At 66.0% G+C, this 18718-nt stretch carries 17 protein-coding genes; 4 read left to right on the top strand and 13 right to left on the bottom strand.

Features of this window, described 5'->3' with window-relative positions; genetic code table 11:
- Positions 1-106 precede the first annotated feature (106 nt).
- Complete coding sequence (locus CLU87_RS13710) at positions 107-1084, top strand: tRNA-dihydrouridine synthase (RefSeq protein ID WP_099730782.1); 978 nt, start codon at positions 107-109, stop codon at positions 1082-1084.
- 20 nt (positions 1085-1104) lie between these two features.
- Here the strand turns inward: CLU87_RS13710 and CLU87_RS13705 are convergent, their stop codons facing one another.
- Together CLU87_RS13705 and CLU87_RS13700 are read right to left on the bottom strand one after the other, a co-directional pair.
- Positions 1105-3036: a phospholipase D family protein gene (locus tag CLU87_RS13705; protein WP_099730781.1), complete on the bottom strand. Its 1932-nt coding sequence runs from the start codon at positions 3034-3036 to the stop codon at positions 1105-1107.
- Between the two features lie 148 nt (positions 3037-3184).
- Complete coding sequence (locus CLU87_RS13700) at positions 3185-4387, bottom strand: ammonium transporter (RefSeq protein WP_099730780.1); 1203 nt, start codon at positions 4385-4387, stop codon at positions 3185-3187.
- A 210-nt stretch (positions 4388-4597) separates the two neighbouring features.
- Here CLU87_RS13700 and CLU87_RS13695 point away from each other — a divergent pair, with 210 nt between their 5' ends.
- The gene (locus CLU87_RS13695) at positions 4598-5857 is read left to right on the top strand and encodes a PA0069 family radical SAM protein (protein ID WP_099732180.1); all 1260 of its coding nucleotides are present in this window, start codon (positions 4598-4600) and stop codon (positions 5855-5857) included.
- A 61-nt stretch (positions 5858-5918) separates the two neighbouring features.
- Here CLU87_RS13695 and CLU87_RS13690 read toward each other — a convergent pair whose 3' ends face one another.
- Positions 5919-6983: a sodium-dependent bicarbonate transport family permease gene (locus CLU87_RS13690; RefSeq protein WP_099732179.1), complete on the bottom strand. Its 1065-nt coding sequence runs from the start codon at positions 6981-6983 to the stop codon at positions 5919-5921.
- Positions 6984-7072: 89 nt separating this feature from the next.
- Between CLU87_RS13690 and CLU87_RS13685 the strand changes: the two genes are divergently transcribed.
- On the top strand, positions 7073-7972 hold the full coding sequence (locus CLU87_RS13685; protein ID WP_099730779.1) for a LysR family transcriptional regulator: 900 nt from the start codon (positions 7073-7075) through the stop codon (positions 7970-7972).
- Positions 7973-8089: 117 nt separating this feature from the next.
- On the opposite strand, the gene CLU87_RS13680 is transcribed toward CLU87_RS13685, so the two are convergent.
- The 3 genes from CLU87_RS13680 to CLU87_RS13670 form a co-directional block, all read right to left on the bottom strand.
- Positions 8090-9130, bottom strand: coding sequence for a DMT family transporter (locus CLU87_RS13680; RefSeq protein ID WP_099730778.1), 1041 nt, complete (start codon positions 9128-9130; stop codon positions 8090-8092).
- A 186-nt stretch (positions 9131-9316) separates the two neighbouring features.
- Positions 9317-9604, bottom strand: a complete 288-nt coding sequence (locus CLU87_RS13675) for a GNAT family N-acetyltransferase (protein WP_099732178.1) — start codon at positions 9602-9604, stop codon at positions 9317-9319.
- Between the two features lie 100 nt (positions 9605-9704).
- Entirely contained in the window at positions 9705-10574 is an 870-nt protein-coding gene (locus CLU87_RS13670) for a LysR family transcriptional regulator (RefSeq protein ID WP_099730777.1), read from the bottom strand.
- Between the two features lie 137 nt (positions 10575-10711).
- Between CLU87_RS13670 and CLU87_RS13665 the strand changes: the two genes are divergently transcribed.
- Entirely contained in the window at positions 10712-11746 is a 1035-nt protein-coding gene (locus tag CLU87_RS13665) for an NAD(P)H-quinone oxidoreductase (RefSeq protein WP_233193783.1), read from the top strand.
- A gap of 76 nt (positions 11747-11822) precedes the next feature.
- Here the strand turns inward: CLU87_RS13665 and CLU87_RS13660 are convergent, their stop codons facing one another.
- The 7 genes from CLU87_RS13660 to CLU87_RS13630 form a co-directional block, all read right to left on the bottom strand.
- Positions 11823-13541, bottom strand: coding sequence for a phosphoethanolamine transferase (locus CLU87_RS13660; RefSeq protein WP_099730775.1), 1719 nt, complete (start codon positions 13539-13541; stop codon positions 11823-11825).
- A gap of 36 nt (positions 13542-13577) precedes the next feature.
- The gene (fghA, locus tag CLU87_RS13655; protein ID WP_099730774.1) at positions 13578-14450 is read right to left on the bottom strand and encodes an S-formylglutathione hydrolase; all 873 of its coding nucleotides are present in this window, start codon (positions 14448-14450) and stop codon (positions 13578-13580) included.
- 173 nt (positions 14451-14623) lie between these two features.
- On the bottom strand, positions 14624-15739 hold the full coding sequence (locus tag CLU87_RS13650; protein WP_099730773.1) for an S-(hydroxymethyl)glutathione dehydrogenase/class III alcohol dehydrogenase: 1116 nt from the start codon (positions 15737-15739) through the stop codon (positions 14624-14626).
- A gap of 46 nt (positions 15740-15785) precedes the next feature.
- Positions 15786-16052, bottom strand: a complete 267-nt coding sequence (locus tag CLU87_RS13645) for a metal/formaldehyde-sensitive transcriptional repressor (protein ID WP_056064906.1) — start codon at positions 16050-16052, stop codon at positions 15786-15788.
- Positions 16053-16270: 218 nt separating this feature from the next.
- Positions 16271-17581 (bottom strand): citrate synthase, encoded by a 1311-nt coding sequence (locus CLU87_RS13640; RefSeq protein ID WP_056064903.1) that lies wholly within the window; start codon positions 17579-17581, stop codon positions 16271-16273.
- 59 nt (positions 17582-17640) lie between these two features.
- On the bottom strand, positions 17641-17967 hold the full coding sequence (locus CLU87_RS13635; RefSeq protein WP_056064900.1) for a succinate dehydrogenase assembly factor 2: 327 nt from the start codon (positions 17965-17967) through the stop codon (positions 17641-17643).
- A gap of 33 nt (positions 17968-18000) precedes the next feature.
- Positions 18001-18705, bottom strand: coding sequence for a succinate dehydrogenase iron-sulfur subunit (locus CLU87_RS13630; protein WP_015015057.1), 705 nt, complete (start codon positions 18703-18705; stop codon positions 18001-18003).
- Positions 18706-18718: the final 13 nt, after the last annotated feature.

The following is an 18718-nucleotide window of genomic DNA, read 5'->3' as shown; positions in this document are numbered from 1 at the left end:
CATATTGCACTAGCGCTTGGTGCTATTTTTGTTTGATTTTTGCTGCTGAGTGCCTGAGGAGGCTCTTTTTTCGGAGAGGGCTCATCGAGCCAGCAGTCCCCCTGAGATGACCTTGCTGCTCGCCCCGATGGAGGGGCTTCTGGATTTTGTGCTGCGCGATGTGCTGACCCGCGTGGGCGGCGTGGACCGCTGCGTGTCGGAGTTCATCCGCATCACCGGCACCCTGCTGCCCGACAAGGTGTTCCTGCGCTACGTGCCCGAGCTGCGCAACGGCAGCCGTACCTTGGCCGGGGTGCCCGTGCGGGCCCAGTTGCTGGGCTCCGACCCGGTCAGCATGGCCGAGAACGCGGCGCGCCTGGCGGCGCTGGGCCCCGAGGGGATCGACCTGAACTTCGGCTGCCCCGCCAAGGTGGTCAATCGCCACGGCGGTGGCGCGGCGCTGCTGCAGGAGCCTGAGCGCATTGCGGCCGTAGTGGCTGCGGTACGCCGCGCCGTGCCGGCGCACCTGCCGGTGTCGGCCAAGATGCGCCTGGGGTTCAACGACACCCACCTGATGCGTGAATGTGCCCAGGCCATGCAGGCAGGGGGCGCTGCCGAGCTGGTGGTGCACGCGCGCACCAAGGCCGACGGCTACCGCCCACCGGCCTACTGGGAGCACATCCCCACCATCCGCGCGGCGGTCTCCATCCCGGTGGTGGCCAATGGCGAGATCTGGACGGTGGCCGACGCGCAGCGCTGCCGTGAAGTGTCGGGCTGCGACGCGCTGATGCTGGGCCGAGGCATCGTGGCGGACCCCGGTCTTGCACGCGCCATTCGCGCTGCCGATGCTGGGCGGCCGGACACGGACACCGTGGTGTGGGCCGATCTCGTGCCACACCTGGCCGCCTTCTGGCAGCTGGTGTGCGACGACCTGGAGCCGCGCCAGCGCGCGGGGCGCCTGAAGCAATGGCTTAACCTGTTGCGCCGCCGGTTTGCCGAGGCCGAGGTGGCGTACCAGCATGTGCGCACCATGACGGACCAGCGGGCGATCACCGTGTGGGTGGCGGACTTGCAGGCGCAAGCCCAGAGCGCCCACGGCGCTTAGGACGGGTTCTCAGGCCGCCGCTACAGCAGGTGGTCGGGCGCCAGGGGGCCCAGCAGCTGCAGCATCAGCCGCAGCGGGGCACTGGCGTCGGGCTCGGTCGTGGCGTCTGGCAGCCCGCTGCCCTCGGGGGCGCGCCAGCGCAGGCCCTGGTCGGTGGCCTGCACCTGCCACGCGGATTCTTTCAGCGCCGTGTCGATCTGAGTGAGGGCGCGGCGAGACAGCTCCGTGCTGCGGATCAGCAGCGCCACCTCGGTGTTCTGCCGCTGCGAGCGCATGTCCAGGTTCATCGACCCCACCGCCAGCAGTCGGCCGTCCACGATCATCAGCTTGGAGTGCAGCATGGCGCGCGAGCTGCCTTGCGAACCCACGGCACCCGCGCCGCCGCCCATGCTGCCCGATACGCCCAGCGCTCCCCGCAGCACCCCTGGCAGTTCGCTGTGCATCTCGTACAGCTCCACCCCCATGGCAAGCAGCTGCGGCCGGTGGCGGGCATAGCCGGCATGCGCAATGGGCGCGTCGTTGGAGGCCAGCGAATTGGTCAGCACCCGCACCCGCACGCCGCGCGCCCTTGCCGCCGCAAAGGCGGCCTCCATGTCCGGCCCCGGCACAAAGTAGGGCGAGATGATGAGCAGGTCGCGCCGCGCTTGGCCCATGAGCTGCAACAGCCCGTCCACCACGGTGTCGGTTTGGGCCTCGGTGGCTTCGGGGCTTGCGCGGGGGCTGTCGGGTGACGCGCCGTTGGAAGATGCGGTGGCGCTATCGGCCGCCGGCAGCACGCGGGGTGGGGAGGCTGCCGCGCTGTCGGCCGCCGGTATCGTGCGGGACCCCGAGACCAAGGCGGCAGCAGCGGCCTTGGGGCTGGGGGTCGCCCCTGCGGCGGCGCTGGCGCCTGGGCCCGGCGGCGGTGCTGCCAAGGCCAGAGCAGCCCCATTGCCCATCCCTGCGCTGTCGGCCGGGATCTTGGCAGGCTGGTCCACCAGCACGGCCGCCGCAGCCCAGACGAAGGGCGTGCGCTCCAGGTCCATGGGCTCGTAGTTCCAGATGCGTGCCCGCTGCGCAGCGGTGCTGCCTGGCCCCATATCGGGCGGCAGACGGTCTGGGGCGTTGGTGCCACCCTGGCCTGCGACACGGCGTCTGCGCCCTTCGTCGGCCACACGGATGCTGTCGCGCAGGTGGTCAAGCTCGCCCTGCGTGATGAGCGACTGCACCGGGTAGGCGCGCTCGTTGTTCCAGTAGCTGTCAAAGCTGCGCGACAGGTCCCGCACGATGGGGCCTGCAGCCAGCACGTCCAGGTCCACAAAGTTGCCCGAGTCGGCATTGCCGAAATAGGCATCACCCAGGTTGCGGCCCCCGGTCACAGCCATGGCGTTGTCGGCAATGAACAGCTTGTTGTGCATGCGCTGCTGCACGCGCGAGAAGTCGCCCAGCAGGCCCAGCATGCGACCAATGGGAGACCCCCTTGCGCCCGTGAGGGGGTTGAACATGCGCATTTCGATGTTGGGCACAAACGCCAGCCGCATCACCTGCGCATCACGCCCGGTGCTGTGGAAGTCGTCCAGCAGCACGCGTACCCGCACGCCGCGCTGGGCTGCTGCCATCACGCTGAGCAGCAGGCGTTCGCTGCTGGCGTCTGCGTGGATCGCGTAGTACTGCAGGTCCAGGGTTTTCTGTGCGGCGTCCACCAGTGCCAGGCGGCTGCTGTAGGCGGCTTGCGGGCCGCTGAGCAGCGCAAACCCCGAAGCGTGCCGCGCCCCTTCGGTGACCCTGCGTGCTGCTACCAACTGGCCCAGGGGGGTATCGCCAGGGGCCGACCAGGCTGCCGACACCGGGCGGTCCACATCCTTGGGCAGGCCCGCACAACCGGCAAGGGCCATGGCAACCACCACCAGCGCCATGCCCAGCCAGCCGGGGCGGGCCCGCAGGGTCAAGGACAAGGAGGGCAAAGACAACATGGCGCGATTGTGACCGTGGAGCCGCTGGGGCGCAGGGCTCAGGTATAGCCGTGCGCCGGCCCAGGCGATGTCAGACGGGGCGCCAAGGCGACGGCTGGGCCCTGCACCAGGCGTGGTGCCGGGTCCGGGCCGCCGCCGGTTGGGCTGGCTACCAGCTCACTTCGCGGTCGGGCGTGGCGCTGATCTTGTGGATGCTCAGGTCGGCGCCGTCAAACTCTTCTTCCTGTGTCAGGCGGATACCCACCGTCTGCTTGAGGATGCCGTACACCACCACGCCGCCAACCAGGGCCCAGAGCACGCCCATGCCGGTACCAATGAGCTGGGCCGACAGGCTGACCCCGCCCAGCCCGCCCAACGCCTTGCTGCCAAAGATACCCGCAGCCAGTCCGCCCCAGGTGCCGCACAGCCCGTGCAGCGGCCATACGCCCAGCACGTCGTCGATCTTCCATTTGTTTTGCGTCAGGGTGAACATCAGCACAAAAATGGCCCCGGCCACCGCGCCGACCACCAGCGCACCCAGCGGGTGCATGAGGTCCGAGCCCGCACACACGGCCACCAGACCCGCCAGCGGGCCGTTGTGCACAAAGCCGGGGTCGTTCTTGCCCAGCACCAGGGCGGCCAGCGTGCCGCCCACCATGGCCATCAGCGAGTTCACAGCGACGAGGCCCGAAAGCTTGTCCACGGTCTGCGCGCTCATCACATTGAAGCCGAACCAGCCCACCACCAGCACCCAGGCGCCCAGCGCCAGGAACGGGATGTTGGACGGCGGGTGGGCCGAGATCGCACCGTCCTTGCGGTAGCGGTTGGCGCGAGAGCCCAGCAGGATCACCGCCGGCAACGCAATCCAGCCGCCCATGGCGTGCACCACCACCGAGCCCGCAAAGTCGTGGAACTCTTCGCCCGTCAGCGCCTTGATCCAGCCCTGCACACCAAAATGCTGGTTCCAGGCAATACCCTCAAAAAACGGGTACACAAAGCCGACGATGACTGCCGTTGCCAGCAGTTGCGGCCAAAACTTGGCGCGCTCCGCGATGCCGCCCGACACAATGGCCGGAATGGCGGCCGCAAACGTCAGCAAGAAGAAGAACTTGACCAGCGCATAGCCGCTTTGCTGCACCAGCGATTCGGCACCGATGAAGAAATGCGTGCCGTAGGCGACTGTGTAGCCGACCACAAAATAGACCACCGTGGACACCGAAAAGTCCACCAGGATCTTGACCAGTGCATTCACCTGGTTCTTTTTGCGGACTGTGCCCAGCTCCAGAAAAGCAAACCCGGCGTGCATGGCCAACACCATGATCGCCCCGAGCAAGATGAACAAGGCATCCGTGCCCTGTTTGAGTGCTTCCATAACGTCCTCGCGATAGTGATTGATCGACTCTGGTGCGTTTTCATCCGACGCCACAGATTTGCACCAAGTTGAAGCAAGAAGTGCGCCAGGAATTGGTGCAAGGCTTTGCACCGAATTGGGGCTTTGCCAGAGGGCGGGTTTGTGGGTGGTGGATAAATACTGTATAAATAAACAGTTTTATCGTGCATGCTGCTCCACCACTCGATCGCCATGAGTTCACTTGACCCTCCCGACGACGACCTGCCTGCACGGCCGCAGGACATCCGCATTCCGCTGCAGGCCATCCGCGGGCGCGGTGCCGCCACGGCCATAGCCCACCGCTTTGCCAAAGACCAGCGCGAACGTGCAGATGATGGGTGGAGCCATCCGCGCGCCCTTGGCAGGGCCGAGGGCGTGGAGCAGGGTGGCACGGGTACGGCTCAGGATGGCAAGCCGAACGGCGGGGGTGCTGAAGAGGGTGATGCATGGGGCGGGGGCGACGAGGGAGCCTGCGCCAGCCCCTCACCCGCCACCCGCGTGCATTTCGAGACGGCACGCAGCGCCATCTGCGCCAACGACTCGCCAGACATCTTTTTTGAACTCTCGGTCAACCCCTACCGGGGCTGCGAGCACGGCTGCATCTACTGCTACGCCCGTCCCACACACAGCTACCTCAATTTTTCGCCCGGACTCGACTTTGAGACGCAGATCGTGGCCAAGCACAACGTGGCGCAGGTGTTGCGTCAAGAGCTTGCACAGCCGCGTTACGTGCCGCGTTTGCTCAACATCGGCTCCGCCACCGACTGCTACCAGCCCGTGGAGCGCGACCTGAAGCTCACGCGCAGCGTGATCGAAGTGATGCGCGAGGCGCGCCACCCGTTTTCGCTGATCACCAAATCCAGCGGCGTGGAGCGCGACCTGGACCTGCTCGCCCCGCTGGCAGCGCAGCGCTTGGCGGCGGTGTACATCACCATCACCACACTCGACGCTGCGCTGGCTCGCCGCATGGAACCCCGCGCCGCCGCGCCCCACCGGCGCCTGCGCACCATCCGTGCATTGGCCGAGGCGGGTGTGCCGGTGGGCGTGAGCGTGGCGCCCCAGATCCCGTTCATCACCGAAGACATGGAGCAGGTACTGGAGGCCGCACGCGACGCCGGTGCGCGCACCGCGTTCTACACGGTGCTGCGGCTACCGTGGGAGCTGGATGCGTTGTTTCGCGAATGGCTCGCCGTGCACTACCCGCAGCGCGCAGCGCGCGTCATGGCCAGGGTGCAAGACCTGCACCCCCTGACCGGGGCCCAGCGCGCGGCTGGCAAGACCTATGACAGCGACTTTGCTACCCGCATGAAGGGCAGCGGGCTCTGGGCCGACCTGCTGCGCCAGCGGTTTGCCAACACCTGCCGCCGCCTGGGGCTCAACCGGGAGCGCGAGGGGCTGGACCTGGGGCAGTTCAGGCCGGGGCTGCTGAAAGGGCAGGGGAGCCTCTTCTAGATCCCGTGCCCGCCTCCGTGCACTTTGCACTGCGCGCCGCAGGCCGCAATGCGTTGCCTCGTCAGCCCCCCCACACCCGCTGCACTATCTGGGTGTACAGCGGAATACCCACCAGGATGTTCAGCGGAAACGTCACCCCCAGCGAGAGGCTCACGTACAGCGACGGGTCGGCTTCGGGGATGGCATAGCGCACCACGGCAGGCACCGCGATGTAGGACGCGCTGGCGGCCAGCACCATAAGCAGCACGGCATCCCCCGTGGGCACCTGCAGCAGCCAGGCCAGCGCCAGGGCCAGACTGGCGTGCGTCAGCGGCCCCAGCACCGCGTAGGCCAGCAGCCATGGTGACTGCTTGCGCACCGCAGGCAGGTTGCGAGCCGTGGACAGGCCCATGTCCAGCAAGAACAGGCACAGCATGCCCTTGAACAGATCGCCCGAGAACGGCTGCATGGCCGCCTTGCCGGCATCGCCAGTCACCATGCCGATCACCATGGCGCCCAGCAGCAGCAACTGGGTGCCATCGGTGAACGACTCGTGCAGGATCTTGCCCACCGACAGGTGAGGCCCTGGTTTGCCTGGCGCGCCGCCTGCGCTTGCGCCACCCAGTGCGGGGCCCCCTGCCGACGCCATGGCGACCACCGGTGGCACGCGCAGGAGGGGGCTTGGGGCGGTGACTGCCACCGACTGCCGCATCGCATTGGCCAGCATCACCGCCAGGATGATGGCGGGCGACTCCATCAGCGCCATGGCTGCCGCCATATAGCCGCCGTAGGCAATGTGCTGTGACTCCAGGTACTGCGTGGCCGTCACAAAGGTCACGGCGCTGACCGATCCGTAGGTGGCTGCGACCGCCGCCGCATTGAAGCCCGACAGCACCCGCCGCAGCAGCGCATAGCCCACCAGAGGAACCACCACGGCCAGCAGCACCGCCAGCCCCAGACTGCTGGCCACACTGGGTGTCAGGCCTGAAGCAGCCAAGGCAAACCCGCCCTTGAGGCCCAGCGCCATCAGCAGGTAGATGGACAAGAACTTCGAGATCGCCGCCGGCATCTCCAGGTTGGATCGGACCAGGCCCGCAAACACTCCCAGGGCAAAAAACAAAATCGCGGGGTCCAGCAAGCTTTGCATCATTCAACTCCTTGTTGGGAGCCGATGCTAGGGATGTGTGGCTGCAAAGTAAAATCGATTCGAACGCTGTTATCTATAGATAAAAATCTATGAACATCACCTTTCGCCAGCTGCGACTGTTCCTGGCGCTGGCCGAGACGGGCAGCGTCAGCGCCGCCGCCAAGGTCATGCATGTCACGCAGCCCACGGCCTCCATGCAGTTGCGTGAGGTGACCCAGGCCGTGGGCCTGCCGCTGTACGAGGTGGTCTCACGCCGTGTACACCTGACCGAGGCGGGACAGGCCCTGGCCCGCACTGCGCGTGCCATTGCGGGCGAGTGGGATGCGTTCGAGCAGCGCGTGTCGGGCGCCAAGGGCCTCACCAGCGGGCGCCTCAAGGTCGCCGTGGTCAGCACCGCCAAATACTTTGTGCCCCGCCTGCTGGGCAGCTTCTGCAAGCTGCACCCGCAGATCGATATCTCGCTGGAGGTACTCAACCGCGACCACGTCATCACCCGCCTGCGCAGCAATCTGGACGACCTCTACGTCATGTCCATGCCGCCCGTGGATTTGCCGCTGGAGGACCAGATCCTCATGCCGAACCCGCTGGTTGTCATCGCCCCCGCAGGTCACCCCCTGGCCGCCAAAAAGCGCATCAAGCTCGCGCAATTGCAGACGGAGCGTTTCATCCTGCGCGAAAAAGGCTCCGGCACCCGCATGGCCACTGACGCCCACCTGCGCCAACTGGGTTTTGCGCCCAGCGCGTTGCTGGAGCTGGGCAGCAACGAAGCCATCAAGGAGTCGGTGGAGGGCCAGCTGGGCGTCTCCATCGTCTCCCACCACGCCCTGGGCCCGCACCACGAGGGGCTTGCCGTGCTCAACGTGCAGGGCTTTCCCATCCAGTCGCAGTGGCACCTGGTCTGGCCCAAGGGCAAGCAGCTGTCACCGATTGCCGAGGTGTTCCGGGCGCATTTGGTGGGAGAGGTGGAGGGCTGGATGGCACTGCGCTAATTGCGCACCCTGCGGGCTCGCCAACGGCGCGTCCCTTGGTGATGACTGGGGGGCGCTTAACGCTGAATGCCGTGCTGCCTGCAAAGGGACGGCCCCGCCACAAGCGGGTGTTCGGTCTCAATGCACATGCCGATGGTGGATGTCCGGGTAGTGCGGGTGTGTGTGCTTCAGTGGCAGGTGCGTGTGTCGGTGGCTGTGTTTGCCGCTGCCGCGATGCTCTACGCCATGCGCGTGCTGGTGGTGCTCGTCATGTTCGTGTTCGTGCTCGTGTTCCAGCGCTTCGTGTTGGTGCTCATGGCTGTGGTGTTCCGTGAGGTGCAACCACACCCCCAGGCCCATCAGCGCAGCGGCCATCCAAAACACCCATGACGTTGGTTCCGAGAACACCAACAAGGACACAACCACCCCCATGAAGGGCGCGGTGGAGAAGTACGCTCCCGTGCGGGCTGTGCCGAGCCCGCGCAATGCCAGCACAAACAGCACAAGGCTCAGTCCGTATCCCAAAAGGCCGACAGCCATCGTTGCAGACAGTGTGGCCCACGAAGGCCAGGCGGCGCCCATGCTGATGGCCAGCGTGGTGTTGACCGACCCCGCGATCAGGCCCTTGATGCTGGCAACAAAGAGCGCGTCGGAGGCAGAAACCTTGCGTGTGAGGTTGTTGTCGATGGCCCAGCACAAGCAGGCCAGGACCACCAGCCAGGAGCCCGTGCCGCCGGGTTGCCACGGAGAGCCGGTCTGCCAGCCCAGGGCAATGCCTCCCGCCACGATGGCAAGCATGCCCCCCACGATGCGCCGGTCGGCGTTTTCTTTGAACACCCACCAGGCAATGACTGCGGTCAGCACCGCTTCCAGATTCAACAGCAGCGAAGCCGTGGCGCCGCTGGTGGAGTGCAGTCCCAGCATCAGCGCCACCGGCCCCACCACGCCTCCAAACAGCACGGCGCCCAGGAGCCATGGCCATTCATTCAAGGGAATGCCAGAGGGCTTGAGCCCGCCATCGCGGGCCACACGCACCAGGGCCAGTCCCAGGCCGCTGCCCAGATACAGAAGGCCTGCCAGCAGCACCGGTGGCAGGTCGCCCGTCAGCAGTTTGGCAAATGGGGTGCTGGCGCCGAAGAGCACCGCTGCGCCCAGGGCGTAAATGACGCTTTGATTCATGGCGGAATTTTCTACCTGAAGGCGCCTGGCGTCTTCAGCGGCTGTGGGCCGACAGGACTGGAGTCACTCCACCACCGATGCGCGCGGGTTGCGCCGCCCATCCACGGGGAAAGGGCGTTCTTTGCCATGACCCGCAGTAACCAGCAATGGACCGCCTCGGGCGGGCACCGCTGTCGGCAGGCCTGTTTACACCAGCACGTCCCGCAAAGACGCGTCCTTGTCGAACTGCGCCTTGGCAAATGGGCACAGCGGGACCACCTTGGTGCCTGTGGCCCTGGCCCATGGGACCAGTGCGTCGAGCAGCGCGCGCCCCACACCCTGGCCGCCGAGCGATGGGTCCACCTCGGTGTGGTCCACGATGATCATCGTGGCGTTGGTGCGGCTGTAAGTCATCTCGGCCAGGCGCTGGCCGTTGTGCTCGATGTAGAACGCACCTTTGGCGTCCTGTTCCTGGTGGTGAATGGTGTGTGGCATGTTGGGGCGCAAGGGGTATGGGTCTGCGTCAGAGTATGGTGCATCCGGTGCTGCAGTGGCGGCCCGGCCCGGCGGGGCGGGCTCCATCGGCTTGGGGCGTCTACTGGACTGGGAATGCCTCGGACAGAAACTCTGCGGTGGCGCGCACCCGGGCCGTGCGTTGCAGGTCGGGGTGCATGACTTGCCAGACCTCGTAGTCGGTCGCCCGGCGGCGCTCGGGCCAGATGCGCACCAGGCCTTCGCGCGCCCCCATCCACACCGGCATTTCACCCAGGCCAATGCCCGCTGCCACGCCCTTGCGCACCAGCAGACTGGAGCGCACGGCCAGTGCAACCCTGGCCTGGCGCGCAGGCACGCCCGCCATGGTCAGAAACGGGCTTTGCTCCAGGTAAGGCGCGTAGGCCACCAGGTGGTGGCCGCGCAGTTCGTCCTCTGGCACCGGCATGCCAAAACGCTCGACATAGCCCGCACTGGCGAACAGGCCCACAGGCCACGACACCACGCGGCGCACCACGAGGTCGGGCGTCTCGGGTCGGACGTTGCGGAAAGCGATGTCCACCTGGCGGCGGCTGAGGCTGAGCAACTGGGTGGACACCTCCAGGTCCACGCGAATGTGGGGCCAGTGCTGTTGCAGGCGCTCAATGGCGGGCATGAGCAGGTCGATGGCGATCGAGTCGGTGCTGGTCACGCGCACCAGGCCGCCGGGGCTGGTGTCCTGGCCCTCGATGCGGGTGCGCAGGTCCAGGGCCGCGCTTTCCATGCGGCGGGCCGCGGCCAGCGCTGTCTCGCCTGCAGCGGTGAGTAGGTAGCCGTCCTTGGCGCGCAGAAATAGTTTGGCGCCCAGTTCGGCCTCCAGCGCGTTCAGCCGCCGCCCGACGGTGGCCTGGTCCACGCCCAGGCTGCGCGCGGCGGCGCGCAAGGAGGGCGCGCGGGTCAGGGCAAGAAAGATGCGGGTGTCGTCCCAGTTCATGGCCGTATGGAGGTTGCGGATGAGGGGTGAGTGTGATGCAAATTTGCATCGCTGTAGAGCAAAATTGCTGCGTTTGAATCACTGCGTGGAGCCCTATCCTTCAAGGCACTGAAACCATTGCTTGAGGAGTAACACCCATGTCCACACCAGCGGCCGAACAACCTGCAAACCCCCAACCCACCATGCAAGCCATCGTGTTCGATGACTTCGGCGGCCCGGAAGTGCTGGTGGCGCGCGAGATCCCTGTCCCAGAGGTGCGCCCGCACGACCTGCTGGTGCGCAACGCCGCCATCGGCGTCAACCGGGCCGACCTGCTGCACCGCAAAGGGGCCTATGGTCGCGCCTACTTTGGCGATGCCGACACCATGGGGCTGGAGATTGCGGGCACGGTGGTCGCCATGGGGCCCGAGGTGCAAGGCTTTGCCGTGGGCGACCGCGTGATGGGCATCGTGGGCGGGGGTGCCTACGCCGAGCTGTCACGCATTGACCACCGCATGGCCATGCCGGTGCCTGCGGGCATGGACTTGGTAGCCGCTGGCGCCGTGGCCGAGGTGTTCGTGACCGCGCACGAGGCGCTGTTCCACCTGGCGCGCTTGCACGCGGGCGAGTCGGTGCTGATCCATGCGGCGGCGGGCGGCGTGGGGTCGGCCGCCGTGCAGCTGGCCCATGCGGCGGGTGCGCGCGTGTTTGCCACGGCGGGGGGCGACAAGCGCGGCGCTGTGCTGGGCTGCGGGGCTGATGTGTTCATCGACTACCGCAGCGAAGACTTTCAGGCGGTGGTGGACCAGGCCACGCAGGGCCGGGGCGTGGATGTGTTGATCGACTTCATCGGGGCTCCGTACCTGCAGCGCAACGTGCGGTCTCTGGCCGACGGCGGACGCCTGGTGTCGGTGGGGCTGCTGGGCGGTGCGCAGGGTGCGGAGCTGCCCATGGATGTGCTGCTGTACCGCCACCTGCAGATTTTTGGCACCGTGATGAAGTCCCGCCCGCCCGAGGTCAAGCAGGCCATGGTGCAGCGGTTTGCCCAGCAGTGGCTGCCAGCCTTGGCCGCTGGAGTGATCCGGCCGGTGATCGACAGCACGTTTGCACTGGCCGATGCTGCACAGGCCCATCGGCGCATGGAGTCTGGCGCCAGCATCGGCAAGATTCTGTTGTTGCCCCAAGGGAGCTGAGCTGGCTGCGCCCTGCGCCACACCTTTGTGGCACAGGGCTGCCGGGGCCGTCCGACTGGCCCCGCCTCGGTCCGCCTCAGCCCGCCGCGGCGGGCTTGCGGCACGCGGCAAACATGTCCAGCTCGGTGTTGTACGCCTCGGTCTTCACATCCATCAGGCCCAGTACCGAGTGGAAGTAGTGGTCGTGCGTAATGCGTCGCTCGCCCAGGTCTTGCTGCAGGCAGCCCGTGGCGAGGTGGGTGCGCGCCTGCATGGTGGGTGACAGCCAGGTGATCCAGGGCACGTGTTTTTGCACGTCGGGCGCAATGGAGTAGGGCAGACCGTGCAGGTAAATGTTGTTCTCACCCAGCGACTCACCATGGTCTGCTACGTAAATCATAGCTGTCTGGGCATGTTGTTCCTGCGCTCCCAGCCACTGGAGCACTGAATCGAGGAAATGATCGGTCTCTACGATGCTGTTGTCGTAGGCGTTGACCACCTGCTCGCGCTGGCATTCCTGCAAGGCAGTGGAGGTGCATTCGGGGCCAAACTTCTTGTTCTCGGGCGCGGAACGCTTGTAGTACGCGGGGCCGTGGCTGCCCATCTGGTGCATCACCACCACGGTGCCACGCTGGCGCTGCTCGGCGGGCAGGGCGGCGATCTGGGCGTCCAGGTCCTTGAGCATCACGCGGTCCAGGCACTCGCCGCCAGCGCACAGCGCTGGGTCTTTCTGGGTGCTGGTGATGGTCTCGCCCACCCGGTCGCACACGCCCTTGCAGCCCGACTGGTTGTCCACCCACAGCACCGCCAGGCCGGCGTGGTGCAGCACGTCGATCAGGCTTTCGTAGTTGGCCGAGCGGCCTTCGTAGCCTGTGCGGCCCAGGTGCGAATACATGCAGGGCACCGACGCGGCGGTGCTGGTGCCGCAGGACCAGGCGTTGCGAGCACTCACCAGGTCTTTGCGGGCCGACAGGCGGGGGGTGGTGTCGCGCTCATAGCCGTTCAGGCCAAAGTTGCCGCTGCGGCCCGTCTCGCCCAGCACCAGCACCAGCAGCGGGGGCTTGGCCTGGCTGGCGTAGCTGGCGCCCAGCTGGGCGTCACGGCCCAGGGGCAGGATCTTGCTGGTGTCCATGCGCAGGGGCTTGGTGGCAATGTTGCCCAGCGCGTACACGCTGTTGAGCGGGTTGATCAGGTAGCGCAGCTTGGTGTGGTTGCGCATGGTCGATGCAAAGTCCTGGAACACCAGCAGCAGGCACACCACGATGACGGCGATGGAGCCCGCCAGCAGCAGGCCGTTGTGCGCCACATGGCGCAACGCGGTCAGGCGCTGCACGGGGCGGCGGTACAGCCACAACAGGGGCGGCACGGCCAGGATGAGCACGGTGCCCAGCATGCGCAGGTTGAGCAGGTCGCCTGCTTCCTTCACGTCGGTCTGCATCACGTTGACCAGCATGCTGGCGTCGATGGCGATGCCGTAGGCCAGCATGAAGTACGCGCCAAACGCGGCCATCAGCACCAGCACCAGCACGGCGGGCTTGAGCGTCCAGCGCCAGGCCAGCAGGCTCAGCAGCGCGGCGTTGCCCGCCGCGACGATGAGCGCAAATGCCAGCGCAAAGCCCCAGCCACGCAGGCTGCCCTGGCCGGGCAGTTGGGCCACCTCTTGCCACAGCGGCACGTTGCAGGCCGTAGCCAGCCAGGTGCTGACCAGCACCACCACCCATGCAGGATGCATGGGGCGGGGGGCAGGGGAGGCGGTGGGGGGCTCCGAGCGTGAAGCCGGGGCAAAGGGCAGCAGGCGCCGCAGGGACAAAAGCATAGCCCGTTAGTGTGCTGCCAGTTGCTTAAGTGCGCATTAATGTCCGGCGCCAAGACCCCGCGCATGGTGGGCCAAATGGTCGCCCACAAAGCTCTGCACAAAGTAGTAGCCGTGGTCGTAACCCGCATGCCGACGCAGCGTGAGCGGCTGGCCGATGGCCTGGCACGCGGCCTCGAACAGGTGGGGGTGCAGCTGGTCGGCCAGGAATTTGTCGTCCAGCCCCTGGTCGATGAGGATGCCTGCCGGGTAGGGCGCAATGGGCTGGTGCTGCATCAGCACCGTGGCATCGTGCTCCAGCCAGGTGGTGCGGTCGGGGCCCAGGTAACCAGTGAAGGCCTTTTCGCCCCAGGGGCACTGGGTGGGCGCGCAGATGGGCGCAAAGGCCGACACCGTCTTGAAGCGGCCGGGGTGGCGCAGGGCCAGCGTGAGAGCGCCGTGCCCGCCCATGCTGTGGCCAAAGATGCCCAGGCTCTGCCCGTCGATGGGCAGGTGCTGGCCCACCAGGGGCAGCAGCTCTTGCAGCAGGTAGCTCTCCATGCGCCAGTGGGTGTTCCAGGGGCTCTGCGTGGCGTCGAGGTAGAAGCCCGCGCCCACGCCAAAGTCCCAGCTGGCCGTGGCGCCGGGCAGGGCCAACACGGCCTCGCCGCGCGGGCTGGTGTCGGGCGCGATAAGGGCCAGGCCCAGTTCGGCGGCCAGGCGCTGGGCTCCGGCCTTGATGGCAAAGGTCTCCTCGGTGCAGGTCAGCCCCGCCAGGTACAACACGGTGGGCACAGGGCCCTGTTGTGCCTGGGGTGGCAGGTACACCGAGAACTTCATCGGCAGGCCGATGGTGGTGGAGGTGTGTTGGTAAAAGCGCTGCTCGCCGCCAAAACAGGCGTGTCTGCTGAGCAGATCCAGGGGAGTGGTCATGGTGATTGCTCTTGAATTGATAGCTGCTCAGGCAATAACTCGTAGCGCTTGAGGCAGTTTTCGCTGGTAGGGAGCCTAAAAACCGGCTCCAGGCCGTTTGTCATGGCCCGCCAGGGCCAGCACCCAGAGTGCCCGGTTGTCTCTGGGGCTGTGGGCGCTGGCGAGTAGCCGAGTTACGCGGCGTACTTGACGACCGAGCGGATCGACTTGCCTTCGTGCATCAGGTCAAACGCTTCGTTGATGTCCTTCAGGCCCATGGTGTGTGTGACGAACGGTGCCAGCTGGATCTTGCCGGCCATCGCGTCTTCGACCATGCCGGGCAGCTCGCTACGGCCCTTGACGCCGCCAAACGCCGTGCCCAGCCACTTGCGGCCGGTGACGAGCTGGAAGGGGCGGGTGCTGATCTCTTGCCCGGCACCGGCCACGCCAATGATCACGCTCTGGCCCCAGCCCCGGTGCGCGCATTCGAGCGCAGCGCGCATTACGTTGACGTTGCCGATGCACTCAAAGCTGTGGTCCACGCCCCAGGTTGTCATCTCGACGATGACCTGCTGGATGGGCTTGTCGAAGTCCTTGGGGTTCACGCAGTCGGTGGCGCCAAACACCTTAGCCAGGTCGAACTTGGAGGGGTTGGTGTCGATGGCGATGATGCGCCCGGCCTTGGCCAGCTTGGCGCCCTGGATCACGGCCAGGCCGATGCCACCCAGGCCGAACACGGCCACGGTGTCGCCCTCTTGCACCTTGGCGGTGTTCTTCACGGCGCCCAGGCCCGTGGTCACGCCGCAGCCCAGCAGGCAGACCTGCTCGGGGTTGGCGTTGGGGTTGACCTTGGCGAGCGAGACCTCGGCCACCACGGTGTATTCGCTGAACGTGCTGCAGCCCATGTAGTGGTAGATGGGCTGGCCGTTGTAGCTGAAGCGCGTGGTGCCATCGGGCATCACACCTTTGCCCTGCGTGGCGCGCACGCTCACGCACAGATTGGTCTTGCCGCTCTTGCAGAACAGGCACTCGCCGCATTCGGCGGTGTAGAGCGGGATGACGTGGTCGCCGGGCTTCACGCTGGTCACGCCTTCGCCCACTTCCACCACGATGCCCGCGCCTTCATGGCCCAGCACCACGGGGAACAGGCCTTCGGGGTCGTCACCGCTCAGGGTAAAGGCGTCGGTGTGGCACACGCCGGTGTCGGTGATCTTGATAAGCACTTCGCCCTTTTTGGGCGGGGCGACGTCGATCTCGACGATCTGCAGGGGTTCTCCGGCTTTGAAGGCAACGGCGGCGCGGGATTTCATGGGGTGGTCCTTTCGGTCAATCGGGTAGGGAATGCGGGTGGGCGGTCTATTTGAGGTAGGAGCGAAGCAGCGCCAGCGTTTCGTCAATGGCCTGCTGAGACGGGGCCGGTTTTTCCGCCAGCGTCTCGCGCACGTGACTGTCGAGCAGGTCGGCCATCAGTCCGTGCACGGCGCCACGCATGGCCGCCAGCTGCTGCAGGATGGGGGCGCAGTCACTGCCCGCTTCCACCGCGCGCTCCAGCGCCTCGGCCTGGCCCTTGATGCGGCGGAGGCGCGTGATGGCGCGTTGTTTGTCCTCGGCAGTGTGGGGCATGGGCAGGCGGCTGGTTGGTCGTTCACTAGGGTGTACTGGGTGGCAGTATAAAAGACAAGCGCATATGCTGATTGCGCTACAGGCATTAAAAGGGCTATTACTCAGGGGGAGTATTCAGGAATTGGCAGTGAACACCTCTTGATGAGCCATGAAAAAAGCCCGCAGGCACTGCCTGCGGGCTTTTTGGGGTGCGGGAGCGGCGCAGTGCGCCGCTCCGATCAGCGGCTGGCCAGGGGAGGCACGTCGCGGCGCACGGAGCCGGTGAACAGCTGGCGGGGGCGGCCGATCTTGTACTCGGGGTCGCCGATCATTTCGTTCAGCTGGGCAATCCAGCCGACGGTGCGGGCCAGGCTGAAGATACCGGTGAACAGGTTCACGGGGATGCCAATGGCGCGCTGCACGATGCCAGAGTAGAAGTCCACGTTCGGGTAAAGCTTGCGCTGCACGAAGTAGTCGTCTTCCAGGGCGATCTTTTCCAGTTCCTTGGCGAGCTTGAACAGCGGGTCGTTTTCCAGGCCCAGCTCGGCCAGCACTTCATTGCAAGTTTCTTGCATGAGCTTGGCGCGGGGGTCGTAGTTCTTGTACACGCGGTGGCCAAAGCCCATCAGCTTGACGCCGGAGTTCTTGTCCTTGACCTGCTTGATGAAGTCGCCGATCTTTTCCACGCCGCCTTGGGCCTGGATGTCGTACAGCATGTTCAGTGCAGCTTCGTTGGCGCCGCCGTGGGCAGGGCCCCACAGGCAGGCCACGCCGGCGGCGATGGCCGCAAACGGGTTGGTGCCCGACGAGCCGCACAGGCGCACGGTGGAGGTCGAGGCGTTCTGCTCGTGGTCAGCGTGCAGGATGAAGATGCGGTCCAGCGCGCGTTCGAGCACGGGGTTGACCTTGTACTCTTCGCAGGGGGTGCCGAACATCATGCGCAGGAAGTTGCCTGCGTAGCTCAGGTGGTTCTGCGGGTACATGTAGGGCTGGCCCATGCCGTACTTGTAGGCCATGGCGACCAGCGTGGGCATCTTGGCGATCAGGCGGATCGCGGCGATCTCGCGGTGCTGCGGGTTGTTGATGTCCGTGCTGTCGTGGTAGAAGGCCGACAGGGCGCCCACCAGACCGGTCAGCACAGCCATGGGGTGCGCGTCGCGGCGGAAGCCACGCAGGAAGAACTGCATCTGCTCGTTGACCATGGTGTGGTTGGTCACGCGGCTGGTGAAGTCGGTCTTTTGTGCAGCGTTGGGCAGATCGCCGTACAGCAGCAGGTGGCAGGTTTCCAGGAAGTCGCAGTTCTCAGCCAACTGCTCAATGGGGTAGCCGCGGTACAGCAACTCGCCCTTGTCGCCATCGATGTAGGTGATGGCCGACTGGGTGGCTGCTGTGGACAGGAAGCCCGGGTCATAGGTAAACATGCCCGTCTGCGCATACAGCTTGCGGATGTCGATGACGTCCGGGCCGATGCTGCCCTGATAGACCGGCAGGTCCACGCTGGGGCTGCCGTTACTGAACGACAGGGTGGCTTTGTTGTCAGCTAGCTTCATTGTTACTTTCCTTGGGTAGGTTGCCGATACGAATCCGGTCTTGGTGCGAGGGCTGGGTGTCAGGCATGCACTGCCGTGGCGCCACCGCTTTGTCTCAGCATGCCGAGCACTTCACGCGCTTCTTGTGTGTCTTGTTCGCCCGAGGGCTCTCGCCGCCGCAGCAGCAGGTCCAGCAGGTCGTTGTCCGCCAGATCCATCAGCGCGTTGAGGCCCTGGGCGTGGCGCCTCGTCAGCGTCGATTCGAAGCGGTGGAAGAACTTCTCGATGAACAAGTCGTTCTCCAGCAAGCCGCGCCGGCAGCGCCAGTGCAGCTTGCTCAGCTCGCGTTCGTCCAGCAGCGGCGAAGCCGCCTCTGGCGCGATGGATGGGGTGGACAGCGTTTGCATGGACCGGTGTGTAGGACGATGAACGGGCCGCGCTCAGATGGCGCGGCGCACCATCAATTCCTTGATCTTGCCGATGGCCCGGGTGGGGTTCAGACCCTTGGGGCACACGTCCACGCAGTTCATGATGGTGTGGCAGCGGAACAGGCGGTACGGGTCTTCCAGGTTGTCCAGGCGCTCCGTGGTGGCTTCGTCGCGGCTGTCGGCGATGAAGCGGTAGGCCTGCAGCAGGCCAGCGGGGCCCACGAACTTGTCGGGGTTCCACCAGAAACTGGGGCAGCTGGTGGAGCAGCTGGCGCACAAAATGCACTCGTACAGGCCGTTCAGCTCTTCGCGCTCTTCAGGCGACTGGAGGCGCTCGGTTTCGGGCGGCACGTTGTCGTTGACGAGGTACGGCTTGATGGAGTTGTACTGCTTGAAGAACTGCGTCATGTCCACGATCAGGTCGCGGATGACTGGCAGGCCGGGCAGGGGCTTCAGTACCACGGTGCCGGGCAGCGTGTTCATGTTGGTCAGGCAGGCCAGGCCGTTCTTGCCGTTGATGTTCATGGCGTCCGAGCCACAAACACCTTCGCGGCAGGAGCGACGGAACGACAGGGTGGGGTCTTGCGCCTTGAGCTTCATCAGGGCGTCCAGCAGCATGCGTTCGCTGCCGTCGAGTTCGACTTCGACGGTCTGCATGTAGGGCTTGGCGTCCTTGTCAGGATCGTAGCGGTAGATTTGGAAGGTGCGTTTTGCCATGGTGGGTGCTCCT

The sequence above is a fragment of the Acidovorax sp. 59 genome (assembly GCF_002754175.1).
GTDB classification, from domain to species: domain Bacteria; phylum Pseudomonadota; class Gammaproteobacteria; order Burkholderiales; family Burkholderiaceae_C; genus Acidovorax; species Acidovorax delafieldii.
Note: the sequence above shows the minus strand (reverse complement) of the source record. Positions and strands in the feature narration are given on the sequence as shown.